Here is a 16,663-nt window from a genome sequence, read left to right on the forward strand (position 1 = left end):
GGCCCGAACGGGTGCGGATCGGCCCGCGGCGGGTCGCACCCGGGCGGCGGGCCTGTGTCGCCGAGGCGGTCGTGCGGGAGATCCTGGCGGTCGTCCCGGCCGGCTGCGCGACCTGCTGCACCACCCCAGCCCGGACGACGACACCTGCACGCTGGCCGTACGCGTGCTGCCCTGAGCCGCCCGGCTCACAGGCCCAGCCGGAGCCGCACCACCGTTCCCTCCGGCTCGGTCAGCACGGCGACCTCGTCGCAGACCTGCTCTACGATCGCCAGCCCCCGCCCCCGTACCGCGTCGGCCGGCGGCATGTCCCGGCCGAACGCCCGCACCGGCGGCCCCTGGTCGATGACGTCGCAGAACAACTGGTCCGCCTCGGCCCACAGCCGGACCCGGCCACCGCCGGTGGTGTGCTGCAACGTGTTGGTGGCGAGCTCACTGACGGCCAAGGTCAGCAGCTCCACGCGGTGTGGCGGCAGACCCCGCGCCAGGGCCGCGGCGCAGACGAACGCGCGCAGCGCTCGCAGGTCGGTCGCCACGTGGTACGCCATCGATTCCGGGGCGTGGGCGGACGCCGAATGCTCGGCCACGACCCGGGTCTCCCGCCGGCCGGCCGCCATCAGCCGGCCAACCGCGGGTCGTCGGCGGGCGGGCGCAGCAGGGTGCCGACGCCTGTGACGTCCAGCACTGCGGCGACCGGCCCGCTGGCGTTGACCGCGTACAACCGCCGACCGGCCGCGCGGGCGATCTGGTGGGCGGTCACCAGGCCGTGCAGACCGGTGGAGTCGAGGAAGCGCAACCCGCCCACGTCGACCACGACCACGGGCGCGCCGCGGACCGCCGCGGACAGCACGGTGGTCAGTTCCTCCTGCGTGGCCAGGTCGCACTCGCCGGACAGCGTGACGACGATCCGGCCGGGTGCCGTGGACGTCCGGGCCTCGAAGTGCGGCATCGGGCAGCAGCACCTTCCTCGTCGTGACAGCCGTTGTCGGCACATCATGTCACCCTCCGGTCTGCCGCCAGCGTCCTCCGTTCGGCGGCGTTGCGCGGCTGCCGTCCCGATCCGCCGGCGGGCCCACACCTCGTCCGGGGCGGCCCGGGGGCAGGGTCACGGGGCAGGCCTTCTCCGCATGCCCGGTGGACCAGGCGGTCACTACGGGCGGATGTCCAGGGCGCCGATCAGGTCGTCGCGCAGCGTGAACCGGTACCGCAGCTCGACCGGGCTGCCGGGAAAATCGCCCGACACCCGGGCGAGGACCAGGTACGAGTCGCCCGCCTGCGGCGTGACCGTCACCGGCTCAGCGGAGTAGGAGTAGGCCGCCATCGTCCGCTGGCGCCAGGCGCGGATCGCGGCCCGTCCCTCGTGCAGCCGATCCTCGTCGGCCACGCTCGCGGTGTCCGCGAAGCAGGAGACGAAGCCCTCCAGGTCGCCGTCGTCGACGGCCCGGAAGTACCGGTCGATCACCTCGGGCAGGTCGACCGCCATCTGCTCCTCCTGCGGCATGGGCCACCGTCGGGCAGCCGAGTTCCCCGTCCGACCTCACGGTACGAGACGGTCCCGGTGCCGCGCGGCCAACCGACGGAACCGGCCGTCGGCTCGTCGGCTGGCCGCCAGGGGGCGGGCGCGGGTCAGGGCTTGCGGCCGACGGCGCAGTAGCCGTCCAGGTCGGCCGGCGGGCCGTCCTGCTCGGGCCGCCAGTGGGTGAACGGCACAAGGCCGGGTTCGACCAGCTCCAGGCCGTCGAAGAACCGGGCGATCCGCTCCGGGCTGCGCAGGTGGTACGGCAGCGCGCCGCTCTCGTTGTACTGCCGGTGCGACTCGACGACCGCCGCGCTGGTGTCGGTGCCGTCGGACAGCGCCAGGTAGCTGCCGGACGGGACCGCGTCGAGCAGCGCGCGGATGATGGCGACCGCCTCGTCGTCGTCGCCGACGTGGCCCATCACCCCGAACAGCAGGACCGCGACCGGCTGGCTGAGGTCGAGGTGCTCGTCGGCCTGCCGGAGCACCGCCTGCGGGTCGTGCAGGTCGGCGTGGATGTACCGGGTCAGCCCTTCCGGGCTGCCGACCAGCAGCGCCCGCGCGTGGGCCAGCACCATCGGGTCGTTGTCGACGTAGACGACCCGGCTCTGCGGGTTGACCCGCTGGGCAACCTGGTGGGTGTTGTCGGCGGTGGGCAGTCCGGTGCCGACGTCGAGGAACTGCCGGATCCCGGCCTCGCCGGCGAGGAAGCGCACCGCGCGGGACAGGAACGCCCGGGACTCACGTGCCGTCTCGATCATCGCGGGAAAGAGTTCGCGGACCTGCTCGCCGGCCAGCCGGTCGACCTCGAAGTTGTCCTTGCCGCCGAGCCAGTAGTTCCAGATCCGGGCGGAGTGCGGGACGCTTGTGTCGATCTTGGTGCCGTCGGTGGCCGGGGGAGGGGCGGTTTCTGCCACGGGCGTCCTTCCGCTGAGGGATGGGGGAAGACACAGAGGACACTCATGCTCGCACAGCCCTGCCGTCCACAAAACGGACACCCATGCCGTCCGGACGCACCGGGACCGGTCCCGGGTTTGCCGCCGGTCCGCCCGGGTAGCCACGCGTCTTCCGGAACGAAGGGCGGGGGCATGGCTGAGCTGGCGTTCGTCGACAAGGTTGCGGCACGGGCGGGTGTCCCGCCCGAGCAGGCGCGACCGCTGACCGAGGCGGTTCTGCGTACCCTCACCGAGCGGCTCAGCGGTGGCGAGGCCGCCGCGCTGGCCCCCCACCTCGCCGCGGAGTTGAGCCCGCTGCTGGTGAAGGTCGCCGAGGCGCCGGAGGCGTTCGGATACGACGAGTTCCTGCGGCGTGTCGCCGAGCGTGCGGGGATCGACCGGCCGACCGCCGAGCGAGGCTCTCGGGCCGTGCTGCAGACGATGCACCGGGTGGTCGGGCACCGCGAGTTCGAGGATGCCCTGTCCCAGCTCCCGGCGGACCTGAAGGAACTGGCCCAGCCGCTGCCGCAGGGCCCCTGACCGGCGCCCCGGCCAGCCCGGGGCGTGTGGCGTCGCACGGCGGGCTCGCCGGTGCGTTGGCGCCGCACAGAACGCCCGATGCGAAGGTGCCCCGGCCTACCGCCGCCCGCGCCGGGCGGGCCCACCAGCACGGTTGCCGGGTTTGCGGGCCCCGGTGCCGGATCTGCGCGCCGGACCGGCGGTCCGGCGGGTCGAGGTGGCCGTGCCACGCGCGGCGGGCTGGCGGCGGGCCGCCACCAGCACGACGGCGGCCACCACCACGACGATCAGGGCTGGCACCAGCCAGGGTGGCCACCCGCCCCCTCGTGTCTCTTCCGTGGCGCCGGCCGGGGCGCTCGCCGGGACACCCGTCGTGCCCGCGTCGGCGCTCGCGCCGGCCACGCCGGGGCTCGCCGACGGGGTGCCCTCGATGAGGGCGAGCAGGGCCGGCGCCGGCCCGTCCGTGGGCGGCGTCCAACCGGCCGGCGCCGCCGTGCTGGCCCCCTGGTAGTCGAAGGTGACGGTGCCACGCACTGCCTCGCCGTCCGAGGCGACGGAGAGGTAACTGGCGGTGTATCGCCCCTTCGCCGGCCAGTGCGCGACGGACACCATGGCCGGGAAACCGGTGTGGTACAACCGCGGCTCGAAGACTCCGTTGACCATGAAGTACTCCTGAACCGGCTTGTCCAGCCGCTTCGGCTCGCCGTACGACCAGCCGCTGTCCACCCGGGACCCGCTCGGCCCGGTGACTGTGAAGTGGGCGTTGGAGGCTGGCTTCTCGGTGAAGTACAACCCCAGCTGTGTCAGTGGCTCGCGGACCACTGTGCCGGTCAGCGGGGCGGACGTCGCCAACTGGCCGTGCGCGGACGCCGGAGCGGCGGGCAGCAGCAGTGACACCGCCAGGGCCGCCACCAGCGCCGCCACCGCTCGGCTCCAGACGTGACGGGCAGTGACCAGCCTCGATCGCATCCGTTCATCATGGTCATTTCCCCGCCGCCGAACAAGACGTAGAGTTCTCCTCCCCGACGATCAGTTCGACACCCGTCCCCCGCGTCGTTCGGAGTCCGCCCGTGTTCCTCCGTACCCCCGGTTCCCGCGTTCCCGTCGTCCTCGCCGTCGTCCTCGTCACCGCCCTGCTCGCCACCGGTTGCGGGCAGGACGACGACCCGTCCGTGGCCAACCCCTCGACGCCGCCGACGGCCGCCGCGCCGGGCAGCGCCACGACGGCGCCCACCTCGTCGGGCAGTCCCACACCCAGCCCCAGCGCCAGCACACCGGCCGTGGACCGGCAGATCACCGTGACGATCGCGAAGCGGCGGATCGACCCGCCCACCGGGCGGGTCACCGTGGGTAAGGGCGAGCTGGTCCAGATCACTGTCACCTCGGACGTCTCCGACGAGCTGCACGTGCACGGCTACGACCTGGGCGCCCGGCTTCCGGCCGGCACGCCCGGGTCGGTGGAGTTCCGCGCCGACAAGACCGGACTGTTCGAGGTGGAGACGCACGAGTCCGAGCTGGTGCTGTTCCAGCTCGTCGTCCGCTGAGCGCCATGACCGGCGCCCCGGCGGTGCTGGCGCACGGCGTCGGCGGCCGCCAGGACCTGCCGATCACACTGCCGCAGCTCGTCGTCGCCGCGGCCCTGACCCTGGTCGTCACGTTCCTCGCGCTGGGCCTGCTGTGGCGCGAGCCGCGACTCGACCGGGACGCGACCGGCGGACGGCCGGTGCCGGAGCGGCTGGCCCGGATCGTCGACGCGCCCGCGTTCCGGTGGGCACTGCGCGGGCTGGGTCTGCTCGCCGCCGGCTGGTTCTGCGTGGGCCTGCTGGGTGGGCCGGACACCCCGGACAACCCGACGGCCGGTGCGCTCTACGTGCTGCTCTGGGTCGGGCTGGTGCCCGTGTCGCTGCTGCTCGGCCCCGTCTGGCGGGCGATCAACCCGCTGCGTACCCTGCATCTGCTCGCCGCGCTGGTGGCGCGCCGGGACCCGGAGCGCGGCCTCCGCGAGCTGCCGGCGGGCCTGGGGCTCTGGCCGGCGGCTGTCGCCCTGTTCGGGTTCGTCTGGCTGGAGCTGGTCGCACCCGACCGGGCCACGCTGCCGGTCATCACCGCCTGGCTCGGCGGGTACGCCGTGGTCATGCTGGCCGGGGCGGCGCTGTTCGGCGCGGGCTGGTTCGACCGGGCCGACCCGTTCGAGGTGTACAGCGGGCTCGTCGGCCACCTCGCCCCGGTCGGCCGGGCGGCGGACGACGTGCTCGTGTGGCGCAACCCGCTCGACGGGATCGCCGGGCTGCGGCCCCGCCCCGGGCTGGTCGCCGTGGTGATCGTGCTGCTCGGCTCGACCATGTTCGACAGCCTGTCCAACGCGCCGGCCTGGCTACGCTTCACCCAGGAGTACGGCCTGCCCCCGGTGGTCACCGGCAGCGCCGGGCTGCTCCTGGTCATCGCCGCCGTCGCAGTGGCGTACCTCGCCGCCACCGGAGCGGCGACCCGGATCGGCCGCGCCGGACCCGCCGAGGTGCCCGGGCTGCCCGGCGAACTCGCCCACTCGATCGTGCCGATCGCGGTGGGCTACCTGGTGGCCCACTACTACTCGCTGCTGATCCTGGAGGGCCAGCGCACCGTCGCGCTGCTCTCCGACCCCCTGGACACCGGCGCGAACTGGCTCGGCACCGCCGGCTGGGAACCGCACACCGGCCTGGTCACCCCGTCCGGGGTGGCCACCCTCCAGATCACCGTCATCATCCTCGGGCACCTGCTCGGCACGCTGCTCGCCCACGACCGCGCCCTGTACCTGTTCCCCCGCGCCCGGGCGGTGGTCGGCCAGCTCCCGCTGCTGGCGCTGATGGTCGCCTACACCGTCGCCGGCCTGCTGCTGCTCTACGCCGGGTAGGTGCACCGGGGGACCCGCATCGGAGGCGCCGAGGTTCACCGGTGAGGATGGGGCGTGGATTCGGATCTTCGGCGCTACCTCGACGAGCTGGTCGACGGCGCCCGCGACGTGCTCGGCGACGACCTGGTGGGCGCGTACGCGGCCGGCTCGGTGGGGCTCGGCGCGTACCAGGCCGGCCGCAGCGACGTGGACGTGGCGCTGCTCTGCGCCGGGCCGCTGACCGAGGCCGACAAACTGGCGCTGGTGGCGCGGCTGCGGCACGAGGCGCTGCCCTGCCCGGCACGCGGGCTGGAGCTCGTCGCCTACCGGCGGGAGGTGGCCGCCTCCGGCAGTCCCGAGCCCGGCTTCGAGGTCGAGCTGAACACCGGCTCCGAGATGCCGTTCCGGTGCACCCTCGACCCCGCCGACCGCCCGGCGGCCGACGGCCGGTTCTGGTACGGACTCGACCGCAGCATCCTGCACCAGAGCGGGCTGCCGCTGCTCGGGCCGCCGGCGGGGGAGGTCTTCGCCGACCTGGCCCCGGCCGACCTGCGCCGGCTGCTGATCGAGGCGCTGTCGTGGTGGCTGGCCCTGCCGACGCCGCCGGACGACCAACCCGCGCCCGGCGCGGAGGACGCGGTGCTCGGCGCCTGCCGGTCCCTGGTACGCCACCGCGACGGCGTCTGGCTGTCCAAGGCCGCGGCAGGGCAGCGTTTGATCGACGCCGGTGACCCGGCCGAGGTGATCGGCCGGTCCCTCGCCGCGCGGCACGCTGGGCCGCCGCCCACCGGCGCCCAGGCGCGTGCCTTCCAGCACCGGGTCCGCGCCGAGATCGCCGGCCAGCCGACTAGCGGACCGGGCGGGCGTGGAGCGAGGCGAAGAGCAGGTTGAGACCCTCGGTCATCGTCGGGTGGGTGATGACCGCGTCCCGCAGTGCGGTCCACGGCATCCCGGCGAGCATGGCCAGCTGCACCGAGGTGATCACCTCACCGGCTTCGGCGCCGAGCAGCGCCGCGCCGAGGATCTGGTCGGTCCCGGCGTCGACCACCGCCTTCCACGTTCCCTCGGTCTGGCGCAGGGTGCGGGCCCGGGGGATCGCGGCGACCGGCAGGTGGGCGACCTGGACGTCGTACCCGGCCCGGCGCGCCTCGGTTTCGGTGACACCGACCCGGGCCAGCTCCGGGGTGGTGAAGACGGTGTACGGGATGAGCCGACCGGCGGTGCTGCGCAGCTCACCCGCCAGGTTCGCCCGGATGATCCGGTAGTCGTCGAGCGAGGCGTGGGTGAACTGCGGGGTGCCGGCGACGTCCCCCGCCGCCCAGGTCCGTTCGGCGCTGGTTTGCAGGTACTCGTCGACCGCCACGAAGCCGCGGTCGTTCAGCCGCACGCCGGCGGCGTCCAGGCCGAGGCCGTCCGTGACCGGCTCCCGGCCGACCGCGACCAGCACGTCGTCGCCGGTCACCAGGCTGCCGTCGTCCAGCGTCACCCGGACCGTGCCGTCGGCGTTGCGGTCGACCCGGGCGACCGTCATGCCGGCGCGCACGTCGATGCCGTCGTCGAGCAGGATCCGCAGCACCGCGTCGCCGACGTCGGGATCCTCGCGGGTGAGCAGCCGCGGGCCACCTTCGATCAGGGTCACCGCACTGCCGAACGACGCGAACATCTGCGCGAACTCCACCCCGACGGTGCCACCCCCGAGCACCACCAGTCGGGCCGGCAGCCGGTCCAGGTGCAGCAGGGTGTCACTGGTCAGCACCGAGGCCTCGGCCATCCCGGGGACCGGCGGCAGGTGTGGGCGGGTACCGGTATTGATCACCACGTCGGCGCCGCGCAGGATTCGTTCGCCGCCGTCGGCCAGCGCCACCCGTACGGTCCGGGGGCCGACGAACCGGGCCTCCCCGATCACCAGGTGCAGGCCGGAGTCGAGGAACTGCTGCCGGTTGGCGGCCACCATCCCCTCGACGACGTCCTGCTTGTGGGCGCGCAGCAGGTCCACGTCGACCCGGCCGCCCTCGACCACCAGGCCGAGCGCGGCCGCGCCGCGTAGCTGGCGGGCCGCCCGCGCGCTCGTCACCAGCGCCTTGGTCGGGATGCACGCGACGTTGATGCAGCTGCCGCCGATCATGCCGCGTTCGACCATCGCCACCCGCCGGCCAGACCGGGCGAGGTCCATGCTCAACGTCTTGCCGGCCTTGCCGCCACCCACGACGAGCAGGTCGAACTCCTCCGGTCGGTCGGTCACCGGGTGCTCCTCTCGGTCGCCGGGCCGGTGCCGCCGCCGGTGCAACGGCGGCCAGACCAGCCTGTCAGCTCCGATGCACCATCGGCCCCGTTCCGAGCAGAACCGCGACCTCCGCGCCGGGCCCGCCGCGAGCTCAGTGCCGGGCGGCGCCGTTCTCGCTGACCGGCTGCCCGAAGGGCAGGAACGGCACGGGCGTCGGTTCGGCGGTGTCGCCGGGTCGCGTGAAGGTCGGGTCGGCGTCGCCGGTGGGTCCCTCCGCGGCGGCCGTACGGTCGGCAGCCGCTGCCGGCTCGTCCGTGGTGGACGGGGTGCCGCCCGGTTCCGCACCGGACTGGTCGCCACCGGGCCGGTCCACGCGCTCGCCGTGCCGACCGGCGCTCGGCCGCTCACCACCCACCGGCTCCACGTCGGTCCGCTCGGCACCCGGCCGCTCGACGCTGGAGCGGGTGCCCACCATCGGGTACTCGGCGGTCTCCGTACCGCCCGCGGCGGCGGCCATGACGGCGGCGGCGGCCAGGTCGGCCACCCGCTTCGCCTCCCGCTGCACCCGGGCGCGGACGTCCTTGGCGTGCCGCTCGGCGGAGTCTCCGGCGCGCCGGGCCTCGTCCAGCCGAGCGCTCTCGGCGGTGAGGTCCCGACGGACCTCGCCCAGCCGCTGCTGCACCCGGGACAGCTCGTTCTCCAGGGTCTCGCCCTCCTCGCGCACCTCGGCGAGCTGCTGCTGGGCGGCCTCCAACTCGGCGTGCAGCTGGGCCGACTCCTGCCGGCGCTCCTCGATCTCCTTCTGCAGGGCGGCGAGTTGCTCCTGGTGGGTGGCGGCCTGCTCGTCGGCCCGGTTGCGCAGGTCGGTCACGTGCTGCTGCGCCTCGGCCAGCAGCGCGGCGATCTGCTGCTCGGTCGCGCTGCGCTGCTCGGCCAGCTCCCGCTCGGCGGCCGCCTGCTGCTCTGCGATCTCCTGCTCGGCGGCGCTCCGGCGGTCGTTGACGTCGCGTTCGATGCCGGCCTGCCACTGGGCCAGCTCCTGCTGGCTCTTGGCCCGGGCCGCCTGGAGCTCCTGCTGGATCTGGGTGCGGGCCGACTTCATCAGTGCGTCGGCGGCGACCCGGGTCTGGTTGAGCTGCTGCGCGCTCTGTTCGGTGATCCGCTTCGCCTCGTTCTGGGCGCGCTCGTGCGCGGCCTCACCGTCGGCGCGCAGCTGCTCCGCGTGCTCCCGGATCGCGGTCAGCTCGGCCTCGGCCACGCTGCGCCGCTCCTCGTGCGCCTGCTCCTGCTCGGCCCGCCGCGCCGCCAGCTCCTCCGCCAGATCCTGGCGCGCCTGCGCGGTCCGCTCGCGGGCGTCGGCGAGGATCCGCTCCGCCTCGGCGCGCAGCTCGTTGGCCAGGTCCGTGGCGGAATCGTTGATCATGGCGGCCTGCTTCTCCGCGAGGGCCAGGATCTCGCCGACCATCGGGCCCAGATCCTGGAACGAAGCGCGGTCCACCTGCACCGGCTGGTCGCGCAGCTCGGCCAGCTCGGCGCGCAGCCGCTGCACCTCGGCGGTCAACTCACGGACCCGGACGGCGGAGCGCCCATGCTCTCCGCTCAGCATCGCGATCTGACCGTCGAGCTGCTCCAGGTGCCGGTCGACCTGGCGTTTGTCGTAGCCGCGCAGCGTGAGCTCGAAGCTCGGCCGCGAGGCCGCGTCGTCGCGTGCTGCGAGCGGCTCAGCGCCGATGGACATGCACCATCCTCCGTACGATCGGGGCGCCAGGGCCGGCGGTCTACCGCCCCGCGGGCCGTGAGTGTGGCGCAACGCTACCGCCGAGGCGGCCCGGTGCGAAGTCCCGCCCCGTCTCTGTCCGGCCGGCCCTCCCTTCCTCGGTCGATCATGGAGTCGTGGTGCCCGGAAGACCCTGATCCGCGGCTCTTGTGATCCACCACAACTCCATGATCGACGCGGTGGGAGGGGGTCAGCGGCGGCGGGCTACCAGGACCGCGTCGTGCAGGGTGATGTTCTTGCCGTCCGGGTCGGTGGCTGGGCGGGGACGCGCCTCGGCGGTGCGCACCTCCCACTGGGCCGGGTCCAGTGCGGCGGCCACGTCCTCGGCGGTGTACATCATGTCCGGCAGGTGCATCCGGTGCGCCGACGTCCACAGGTCCGACGGGTGGTGCCCGACGATCAGCAGGGTGCCGCCGGGCGCCACAGCGGCGGCCAGCCGGGCGAACAGCTCCCGCCGCTGCGCCGGTGGCAGGTGCATGAACTGCGCGGACACCAGGTCGTACGCCTCCTCGGCGGGCGGCTTCTCGCGCAGGTCGGCGTGCGTCCACTCGATGCGCTCGCCGACGCCGGCAGCGTCGGCGTGCCCGGCGGCCCTGCTCAGCGCGGTGGTGGAGATGTCCACCGCCGTCACCCGCCAGCCGCGTTCGGCCAGCCACACCGCGTCGGCGCCCTCGCCGCTGCCCACGTCGAGCGCCCGGCCCGGGACCAGATCGGTGGCCTCGGTGACCAGCTGCGGGTTCGGCCGGCCGCTCCACACCGCCGGCCGGGACCGGTAGCGCTCCTCCCACGCCGGCTCCTCGAAGGCCGTCGCGAGGACCTGCCGGTACGCGGTCACCGCGTCGCGGGTCTCCTCGGCGATCAGGTCGGCGTTGATCGCCGCCCCGGCGGTGAGGCCGGCCGCGGCGGACGCGATGACCTGGCCGCGGACGTCGGCCACGTTGCCGGCCACCCACACGCCCGGGACGGTCGTCGCCCCGGTGGCGTCGGCCGGGATCTGGGTGCCGATCACGTGCCCGCCCATCGTCACCTCCTCCGGAGCCAGACCCAGCCCCACCAGCATTCCGGCGCGGGCCACCGGTCGCGCCGTCACCACCACGGCGTCGAGCGCCACCACCCGGCCGGAGGCGAGCCGGACGCCGGTCAGCGCATCGCCGGTGACCTCCAGCCCGGCCACCGGCCCGGGCACCACGGCGATGCTCCGGGCGGCGAGCCGCTCGGCGGTCTCCTCGTCCGGCGCCGGGGCGTCGTGCAGCAGGAGCAGCACGTCCGAACTCCACTGCCGCCACATCTCGGCCTGGTGCACGGCCAGTGGACCGGTGGCGAGCACGCCGATCCGCCGGTCCTGGACCTCCCACCCGTGGCAGTACGGGCAGTGCAGCACGTCGCGCCCCCACCGCTGCGCCACCCCGGGCACGTCGGGCAGCTCGTCGGTGAGCCCGGTGGCCACCAGCAGCCGACGGGCCCGCACCTCGCGCCCGTCGTCGAGGCCGAGGTGGAACCCGTCGTCGTCCCGGGTGACCGCCTCGACCCGCCCGTCCAGGAACTTCCCGCCGTACCCGGCCACCTCGGCACGCCCGGCGGCGAGCAGCTCGGCCGGAGGCGTTCCCTCCCGTGCCAGGTAGTTGTGCACATGGCCGGCCGGCGCGTTGCGCGGCTCGCCAGAGTCGATCACCAGCACCGACCGTCGGGCCCGGCTCAGCGCCAGGGCTCCGCTGAGCCCCGCCGCGCCACCGCCCACCACCACCACGTCATATGTCTCGTCCACCGGAATCTCCCCTTGCTCGTCGGCTGAGCCCACCATCCGCCGACACCGGCCAGGTGGCAACTATCCTTGCCGTTATGGCAAACGACGACAGTGCGGCGCTGGCCGCGGTCGGCCCACGGTTGCGTGCCCTGCGCCACCAGCGGGGTACGACGCTGGCCCAACTCGCCGAGCTGACCGGCATCTCGGTGAGCACCCTGTCCCGGCTGGAATCCGGTAGCCGCCGGCCGACCCTCGAGCTGCTGCTCCCGCTGGCCCGCGCCTACCAGGTGCCGCTGGACGAGCTGGTGGACGCCCCGGCCACCGGCGACCCGCGAGTGCACCCCAAGCCGATCGTCCAGCACGGCGTGACGTTCCTGCCGTTGACCCGCCGACCGGGTGGCGTGCAGGCGTTCAAGCAGATCCTCCCGCCCAACACCCCCACCGGGGAGCACACCCAGCAGACCCATGAGGGGTACGAGTGGATCTACGTGCTCTCCGGCCGCCTGCGCCTGCTGCTCGGAGAGCACGACCTGACGCTCACCCCGGGCGAGGTGGCCGAGTTCGACACCCGAGTCCCGCACCGGGTTTACAACCCCGGCCCCGGCACCACCGAGGTCCTCAACCTCTTCGGGCCGCAGGGGGAGCGGCTGCACGTCCGCGCCCGTCCTGCCGCGTCCGACAGGGGATAGGGCCTTGGCGGGTCACCCGGGAGGGCGGGCTACCTTACCTGCGGTGCTTCGAAGCGCGTGACCGGAGGAGTCGATGCTCAGATGACGGCAGAGCGACCGATGCCCACACAGGACGACGTGCTCGGGTATTTCAACACGCTGTCCAACTGGGGACGGTGGGGCGACGACGACCAGCTCGGGACGCTGAACCACATCACCGACGACGTCCGGCTGGCGGCGGCGCGGGCCGTGCGGCACGGCAGGAGCGTGTCCTGCGCATGGGAGGTCGCCGCACCGGGAGACATGGAGCGGTCGACGACGACGTGCCCGTGCACCGCCGACATGCCGGGTGCGGAGAACATGCCGCCCGCCTTCCACGCCGACCGGCGCTGGGGCTTCTCGTCCGAGCGGCTCGGCATCTCGTTCCACGGCAACACCCTCACCCACCTCGACTCGCCGTGCCACATCTTCTGGGACGGCACGATGTACAACGGGCGGTCGCACTCGTTGGTCGACGCCGCAACGGGCTCGGCGTGGGCAGCCGTCACGGCGGCCGCGAACGGGATCGTCACGCGTGGTGTCCTGCTCGACGTCGCGGCGGCCCGCGACGTGGCGTGGTTGGAGCCGGGGCAGGGGGTGTCTCCCGACGATCTCGAGGAGGCCGAGCGTCGCCAGGGTGTCCAGGTGCGACCCGGCGACGCGGTACTCCTGCGGACCGGCTACGGGCGCTTCCGGCACGAGAACGGCGCGGCCCACGGTTTCACGCAGGCCGGCTGGCACGCGTCCTGCCTGCCGTGGCTGCAAGAACGGGGGGTGGCGCTGATCGGCGCTGACACCCCCCAGGACGTTCAGCCGTCGGGGTACGACGACGTGTTGATGCCGGTCCACGCCGTGAGCCTCGTCGCGATGGGTCTGTGGCTGCTCGACAACTGCGACCTGGAGGCCTGCGCGACAACGGCTGCCGAGCTCGACCAGTGGGACTTCCAGCTCGCAGTCGCGCCGGTCCGCTTCGCCGGTACGTCCGGCAGCCCGGTCAACCCGATCGCCACATTCTGACCGCTCGCCGTCTTGCGCCTGGCGCGTCTGATCGTGGTTGAGGGCGGGGAGCCGGCGTGCGTCTCCGGTCATCGGACCGGTGCTGTGCGTACCTCGGTGAGGTGTTTGGTGATGCGTAGCAGCACCTGGTCCGGTGGCCCGGCGACGAAGGCCGCCGTGTCGGCGAGCGCGGCGATCAAGGGCAGTCCACGGCCGCCGACGGTGAGCGGGGCGGGGAGTTCAGCGTCGAGTCCGGCGCCATCGGGGGCACGGCCGCGGTTGCCGACCTCGAGCAGGCAGACGTCGTTCTCGATGATGATGGTGATGTCGACTGTGCTGTCCGGGTCGGCGTGCACCACCGCGTTGGCGCATGCTTCGGTGATCAGGACGGCCAGGTGGCCACGGGAGTCCTCGGCGGCGTCGGTGAGGTTCAGCAGGGTGGTGAGTACCTGGCGGGCGCGGGTCACCGAGGACGGTTGTCGCGGGAGTGACAGCGTCATGGCCACGCGCATCGCGCAGTTCCTCCTCAGCCCGTGCGTGACCGCGCCGGACTCGTGTGTCACACCCAGGGGCGGGACGCTCCCGTAGTGATCGGCACTACCCGGGGTCTGCTGAGGTGAAACGGGTGAGGGTGCCCGGCACAGGTCCCGGGCGCTCAGCGGGGCGCGGCGATCGGCGGTGTGGACGGCCCGAAGGTGGTCAGGAACCGGTCCCGGAAGGTGTCCATCGGCCATACCGGCGCCCCCGGACCGGGCCGCAGGCCGTCCTGCCACCCCCAGCCCGCCACCCGGTCCAGCACGGCCGGATCGTGGGCGACGATGGTGATCGGCACGTCCCGGCTGGCGCCCTCGCCGGTGACCACCGGGGCGGGCTGGTGGTCGCCGAGGAAGACCAGCACCAGGTCGTCGTCCCCGTAGGTCCGCACGTAGGAGATCAGGGTCTCCAGCGAGTACGCGATGGCCTTGCGGTACCCGCCGCGAATCTGGCCGGCGTTCCGGTCGTCGGCGTCGCCGCTGTCCTCGTCGACCGCGGAGCTGTGGTAGATCGAGCCGTCGCCCACCTCGTCCCACCCGATCATCTCGGGCACCGCCGTCCACGGCGAGTGACTGGAGATCAGCGGGATCTCCGCCATCAGCGGGCGGTCCGCGCCGGCCCGGATCCGCCGCTGGAAGAACGACAACGTGTACTGGTCGGGCATCGGGGCGTAGCTGAACTTCGGTCCCCGGTAGCCGAGCGCCTCCGTGTCGTAGTAGCGGTCGTAGTCGAAGAACCCCTGCTCCGGCCACGGTTGGGTGGCCGCCGGCAACACGCCGACGGTCTGCCAGCCGGCCCGGCGGAACGCGCCGTTGAGGGTGAGCCGGTCGCTGGCCAGCAGGGTGCGGTGTCGCCGCTCGTTGTCCGTCCACAGGCCGGACAGCAGCGTGTCGTGCGCCAACCAGCTGCCGCCGCCGAAGGTGGGGGAGGTGAGGAAGCCACTGCGGGCGTGGTACCCGGCCGTGCGCAGCCGCTCCGTTCCGGCGTCCAGCACCGCGTTGACCTGCGGCGCCAGCTCCGGGTCCTCCACCGCGTCGCGCCCGTAGCTCTCCACGAACGCGACGATGACGTCCTTGCCGCGCAGCCCCGTCAGCAGTTGGTCGCCCGGGGTGTCGCGGAACGGGTCGGCGTTGATCTGCGCACCGAACGCCTCCCGGTCGTGCAGCCGCGCGTCCACCTGGGTCGCGTGGGCGCCGACCAGCGCGGTGGTTCCGGCGTCGGCCACCGGCACACCCGGTACGACGCGCACCCCGACGACGGCACAGGCCACCCACGCGACGGTCAGCGCGGCCACCGCCCGGGTCGCCACCCGCTCGTGCCGGACCAGCAGCGACGCCAACCGCCGCAGCGCCAGCGTGAGCACCACCAGCAGCGCGCCGACCAGCAACAGGATGCCGACCGCCGCGCCGACCGCGCCGGCCCGACCGGCCGAGTCACGGACGAAACCGAACGCGTCGTCCAGCAGCAGCCAGTCCAGCACCAGGTCGAACGGCCGGTCGAGAGCCGTACGGAAGCCCAGGTCGGCGAGCTTCACGATGGCGAGCAGGCCGAGCAGCGGCCCGACCACGGCCACCGCCACCCGCCGGGTCCGCGCCGGCAGGGCCAGCAGCAGCGCGGCGACGAGCAGCCCCTCCAGCGGGATGCGCAGGAAGGCGCCCGGCGTGAGCAGGCCGAGCCGGTCCGGGCCGACCAGCACGGCGAACACCAGCAGCACCGCCAGCGCGCTGCCCACCCCGCCCGCCACCCGCCGCGCCGGGCCGCGCCCGGCCGCGGCGGACACCCCGGGAGTACGCGCCGACACCCCGCCCGGGGCAGGGGGGCGCGAACGGAACCGGCCGGCGAGCCGGCGTACCCGGGCGGAAAAGGTCATCAGAGCCTCCAGTCGGAGTGGACCGTACCGCCCGAGCGGGCCGCCATCGCCCGCGCGGGAGCGGGCACCGGCAGCATGGGCGGCAGCGCCACCGTGGACGGCGCGACCACCGGCAGCAGAGTCGGCAGCGCCACCGGCCCGGAAACCGGGGCGGGCACCGGCGGCGCGTTCCGCACCGGCGCGGGCGGCATCGGGAGGGCCCGCCGGGACACCGGTCGGCGCCGCCACAACCACGCCACGTCCCGGCCGAACGACTCGACCAGCAGCGCCAACGCCACCACCAGCACCAGCGTGGTCCACGGATCGGGCAGCACCCCCGCCGCGGCCACCGCCAGCAGCACCCCCTGCGCCGCGGCCACCACCTTGCGCCAGAACCGCGGCGGCAGTGACCCGCCCAGCCAGGGCAGCACCGCGCTCGCCGCGACGAACGCGTACCGCATCACGCCGATGGCCAGCACCCAGTCGCCGGCGACCGGCGCGACGTGCACGCTGAGCACCAGGATCAGGAACGCGTCGACCTCCATGTCGAAGCGGGCGCCGAGCGCACTAACCGTGCCGGTGTGCCGCGCCACCTGCCCGTCCACCGCGTCCAGCAGCAACGCCACCGCGCTCACCGCGACCAGCAACCCCACCGGCGCGGTCCGGCCGAACGAGTCCGCCACCAGCGCGGTGACCGCGCCGACCAGGACGGCCCGGGTCAGCGTCACCCGGTCGGCCGGTCCCAGGCGGGACGCACCGGCCCGGTGCAGGCCCCGGCTCAACGCGAGGCAGGTGACCACCGCGTAGCCGGTACCGACCAGCCAGCCTGCGCCATCCAGCCCCACCGTTGCGGCCAGCACCGCCAACACGACCAGTTGCGCGCTCAGCCCGATCATCGGACCACTTCGAACCGTGGGCACCGTACCTCCGTGTTTATGATCGACGACCCCGACAGGGAACACGGAAAACGTGGCCGTTCGGTTCGGCCGGGAGCAA

Annotated in this window: 17 protein-coding genes; 6 read left to right on the plus strand and 11 right to left on the minus strand. The window is 74.0% G+C overall.

The window, feature by feature from the left end:
* Window positions 1–185: 185 nt before the first annotated feature.
* The 4 genes from GA0070607_RS26555 to GA0070607_RS26570 form a co-directional block, all read right to left on the minus strand.
* Window positions 186–614: an ATP-binding protein gene (locus GA0070607_RS26555; protein WP_089020627.1), complete on the minus strand. Its 429-nt coding sequence runs from the start codon at window positions 612–614 to the stop codon at window positions 186–188.
* Complete coding sequence (locus GA0070607_RS26560) at window positions 614–946, minus strand: STAS domain-containing protein (RefSeq protein ID WP_089020628.1); 333 nt, start codon at window positions 944–946, stop codon at window positions 614–616. Before GA0070607_RS26560 ends, GA0070607_RS26555 begins: the two co-directional genes overlap by 1 nt.
* Before the next feature lie 201 nt (window positions 947–1,147).
* Complete coding sequence (locus tag GA0070607_RS26565) at window positions 1,148–1,498, minus strand: nuclear transport factor 2 family protein (RefSeq protein WP_089020629.1); 351 nt, start codon at window positions 1,496–1,498, stop codon at window positions 1,148–1,150.
* A gap of 125 nt (window positions 1,499–1,623) precedes the next feature.
* Complete coding sequence (locus GA0070607_RS26570) at window positions 1,624–2,430, minus strand: SAM-dependent methyltransferase (protein WP_089020630.1); 807 nt, start codon at window positions 2,428–2,430, stop codon at window positions 1,624–1,626.
* Between the two features lie 171 nt (window positions 2,431–2,601).
* Between GA0070607_RS26570 and GA0070607_RS26575 the strand changes: the two genes are divergently transcribed.
* Window positions 2,602–2,988: a DUF2267 domain-containing protein gene (locus tag GA0070607_RS26575; RefSeq protein ID WP_089020631.1), complete on the plus strand. Its 387-nt coding sequence runs from the start codon at window positions 2,602–2,604 to the stop codon at window positions 2,986–2,988.
* Between the two features lie 96 nt (window positions 2,989–3,084).
* Here the strand turns inward: GA0070607_RS26575 and GA0070607_RS33070 are convergent, their stop codons facing one another.
* Window positions 3,085–3,936, minus strand: coding sequence for a copper resistance protein CopC (locus GA0070607_RS33070; RefSeq protein ID WP_197701173.1), 852 nt, complete (start codon window positions 3,934–3,936; stop codon window positions 3,085–3,087).
* A 101-nt stretch (window positions 3,937–4,037) separates the two neighbouring features.
* Here GA0070607_RS33070 and GA0070607_RS26585 point away from each other — a divergent pair, with 101 nt between their 5' ends.
* From GA0070607_RS26585 to GA0070607_RS26595, 3 genes are read left to right on the plus strand one after another with little or no spacing between them, the layout of a single operon-like run.
* Window positions 4,038–4,511 carry a cupredoxin domain-containing protein gene (locus GA0070607_RS26585; protein WP_089020632.1) on the plus strand — a complete coding sequence of 158 codons (474 nt, stop codon included), beginning with the start codon at window positions 4,038–4,040 and terminating at the stop codon, window positions 4,509–4,511.
* Window positions 4,512–4,516: 5 nt separating this feature from the next.
* Complete coding sequence (locus GA0070607_RS26590) at window positions 4,517–5,857, plus strand: hypothetical protein (protein ID WP_089020633.1); 1,341 nt, start codon at window positions 4,517–4,519, stop codon at window positions 5,855–5,857.
* Window positions 5,858–5,911: 54 nt separating this feature from the next.
* Window positions 5,912–6,727 (plus strand): nucleotidyltransferase, encoded by an 816-nt coding sequence (locus GA0070607_RS26595; RefSeq protein ID WP_089020634.1) that lies wholly within the window; start codon window positions 5,912–5,914, stop codon window positions 6,725–6,727.
* Here GA0070607_RS26595 and GA0070607_RS26600 read toward each other — a convergent pair.
* The 3 genes from GA0070607_RS26600 to GA0070607_RS26610 form a co-directional block, all read right to left on the minus strand.
* The gene (locus GA0070607_RS26600; protein ID WP_089020635.1) at window positions 6,684–8,078 is read right to left on the minus strand and encodes a dihydrolipoyl dehydrogenase family protein; all 1,395 of its coding nucleotides are present in this window, start codon (window positions 8,076–8,078) and stop codon (window positions 6,684–6,686) included. The genes GA0070607_RS26595 and GA0070607_RS26600 overlap by 44 nt on opposite strands.
* 133 nt (window positions 8,079–8,211) lie before the next feature.
* Entirely contained in the window at window positions 8,212–9,798 is a 1,587-nt protein-coding gene (locus tag GA0070607_RS26605; protein ID WP_089020636.1) for a coiled-coil domain-containing protein, read from the minus strand.
* Between the two features lie 229 nt (window positions 9,799–10,027).
* Window positions 10,028–11,602 (minus strand): bifunctional NAD(P)/FAD-dependent oxidoreductase/class I SAM-dependent methyltransferase, encoded by a 1,575-nt coding sequence (locus GA0070607_RS26610; RefSeq protein WP_172899114.1) that lies wholly within the window; start codon window positions 11,600–11,602, stop codon window positions 10,028–10,030.
* 74 nt (window positions 11,603–11,676) lie between these two features.
* Here GA0070607_RS26610 and GA0070607_RS26615 point away from each other — a divergent pair, with 74 nt between their 5' ends.
* Window positions 11,677–12,270: a helix-turn-helix domain-containing protein gene (locus GA0070607_RS26615; RefSeq protein ID WP_089020638.1), complete on the plus strand. Its 594-nt coding sequence runs from the start codon at window positions 11,677–11,679 to the stop codon at window positions 12,268–12,270.
* Between the two features lie 81 nt (window positions 12,271–12,351).
* Window positions 12,352–13,305, plus strand: a complete 954-nt coding sequence (locus tag GA0070607_RS26620; RefSeq protein WP_231930388.1) for a cyclase family protein — start codon at window positions 12,352–12,354, stop codon at window positions 13,303–13,305.
* A 68-nt stretch (window positions 13,306–13,373) separates the two neighbouring features.
* On the opposite strand, the gene GA0070607_RS26625 is transcribed toward GA0070607_RS26620, so the two are convergent.
* From GA0070607_RS26625 to GA0070607_RS26635, 3 genes are all read right to left on the minus strand, one after another.
* Entirely contained in the window at window positions 13,374–13,796 is a 423-nt protein-coding gene (locus GA0070607_RS26625) for an ATP-binding protein (protein ID WP_157743274.1), read from the minus strand.
* A 143-nt stretch (window positions 13,797–13,939) separates the two neighbouring features.
* Window positions 13,940–15,688, minus strand: a complete 1,749-nt coding sequence (locus tag GA0070607_RS26630; protein ID WP_089020641.1) for a sulfatase-like hydrolase/transferase — start codon at window positions 15,686–15,688, stop codon at window positions 13,940–13,942.
* On the minus strand, window positions 15,688–16,563 hold the full coding sequence (locus GA0070607_RS26635) for a CDP-alcohol phosphatidyltransferase family protein (protein WP_089020642.1): 876 nt from the start codon (window positions 16,561–16,563) through the stop codon (window positions 15,688–15,690). Before GA0070607_RS26635 ends, GA0070607_RS26630 begins: the two co-directional genes overlap by 1 nt.
* Window positions 16,564–16,663 lie beyond the last annotated feature (100 nt).

Origin of the sequence: Micromonospora coriariae (assembly GCF_900091455.1) — a bacterium.
Lineage (GTDB): Bacteria > Actinomycetota > Actinomycetes > Mycobacteriales > Micromonosporaceae > Micromonospora > Micromonospora coriariae.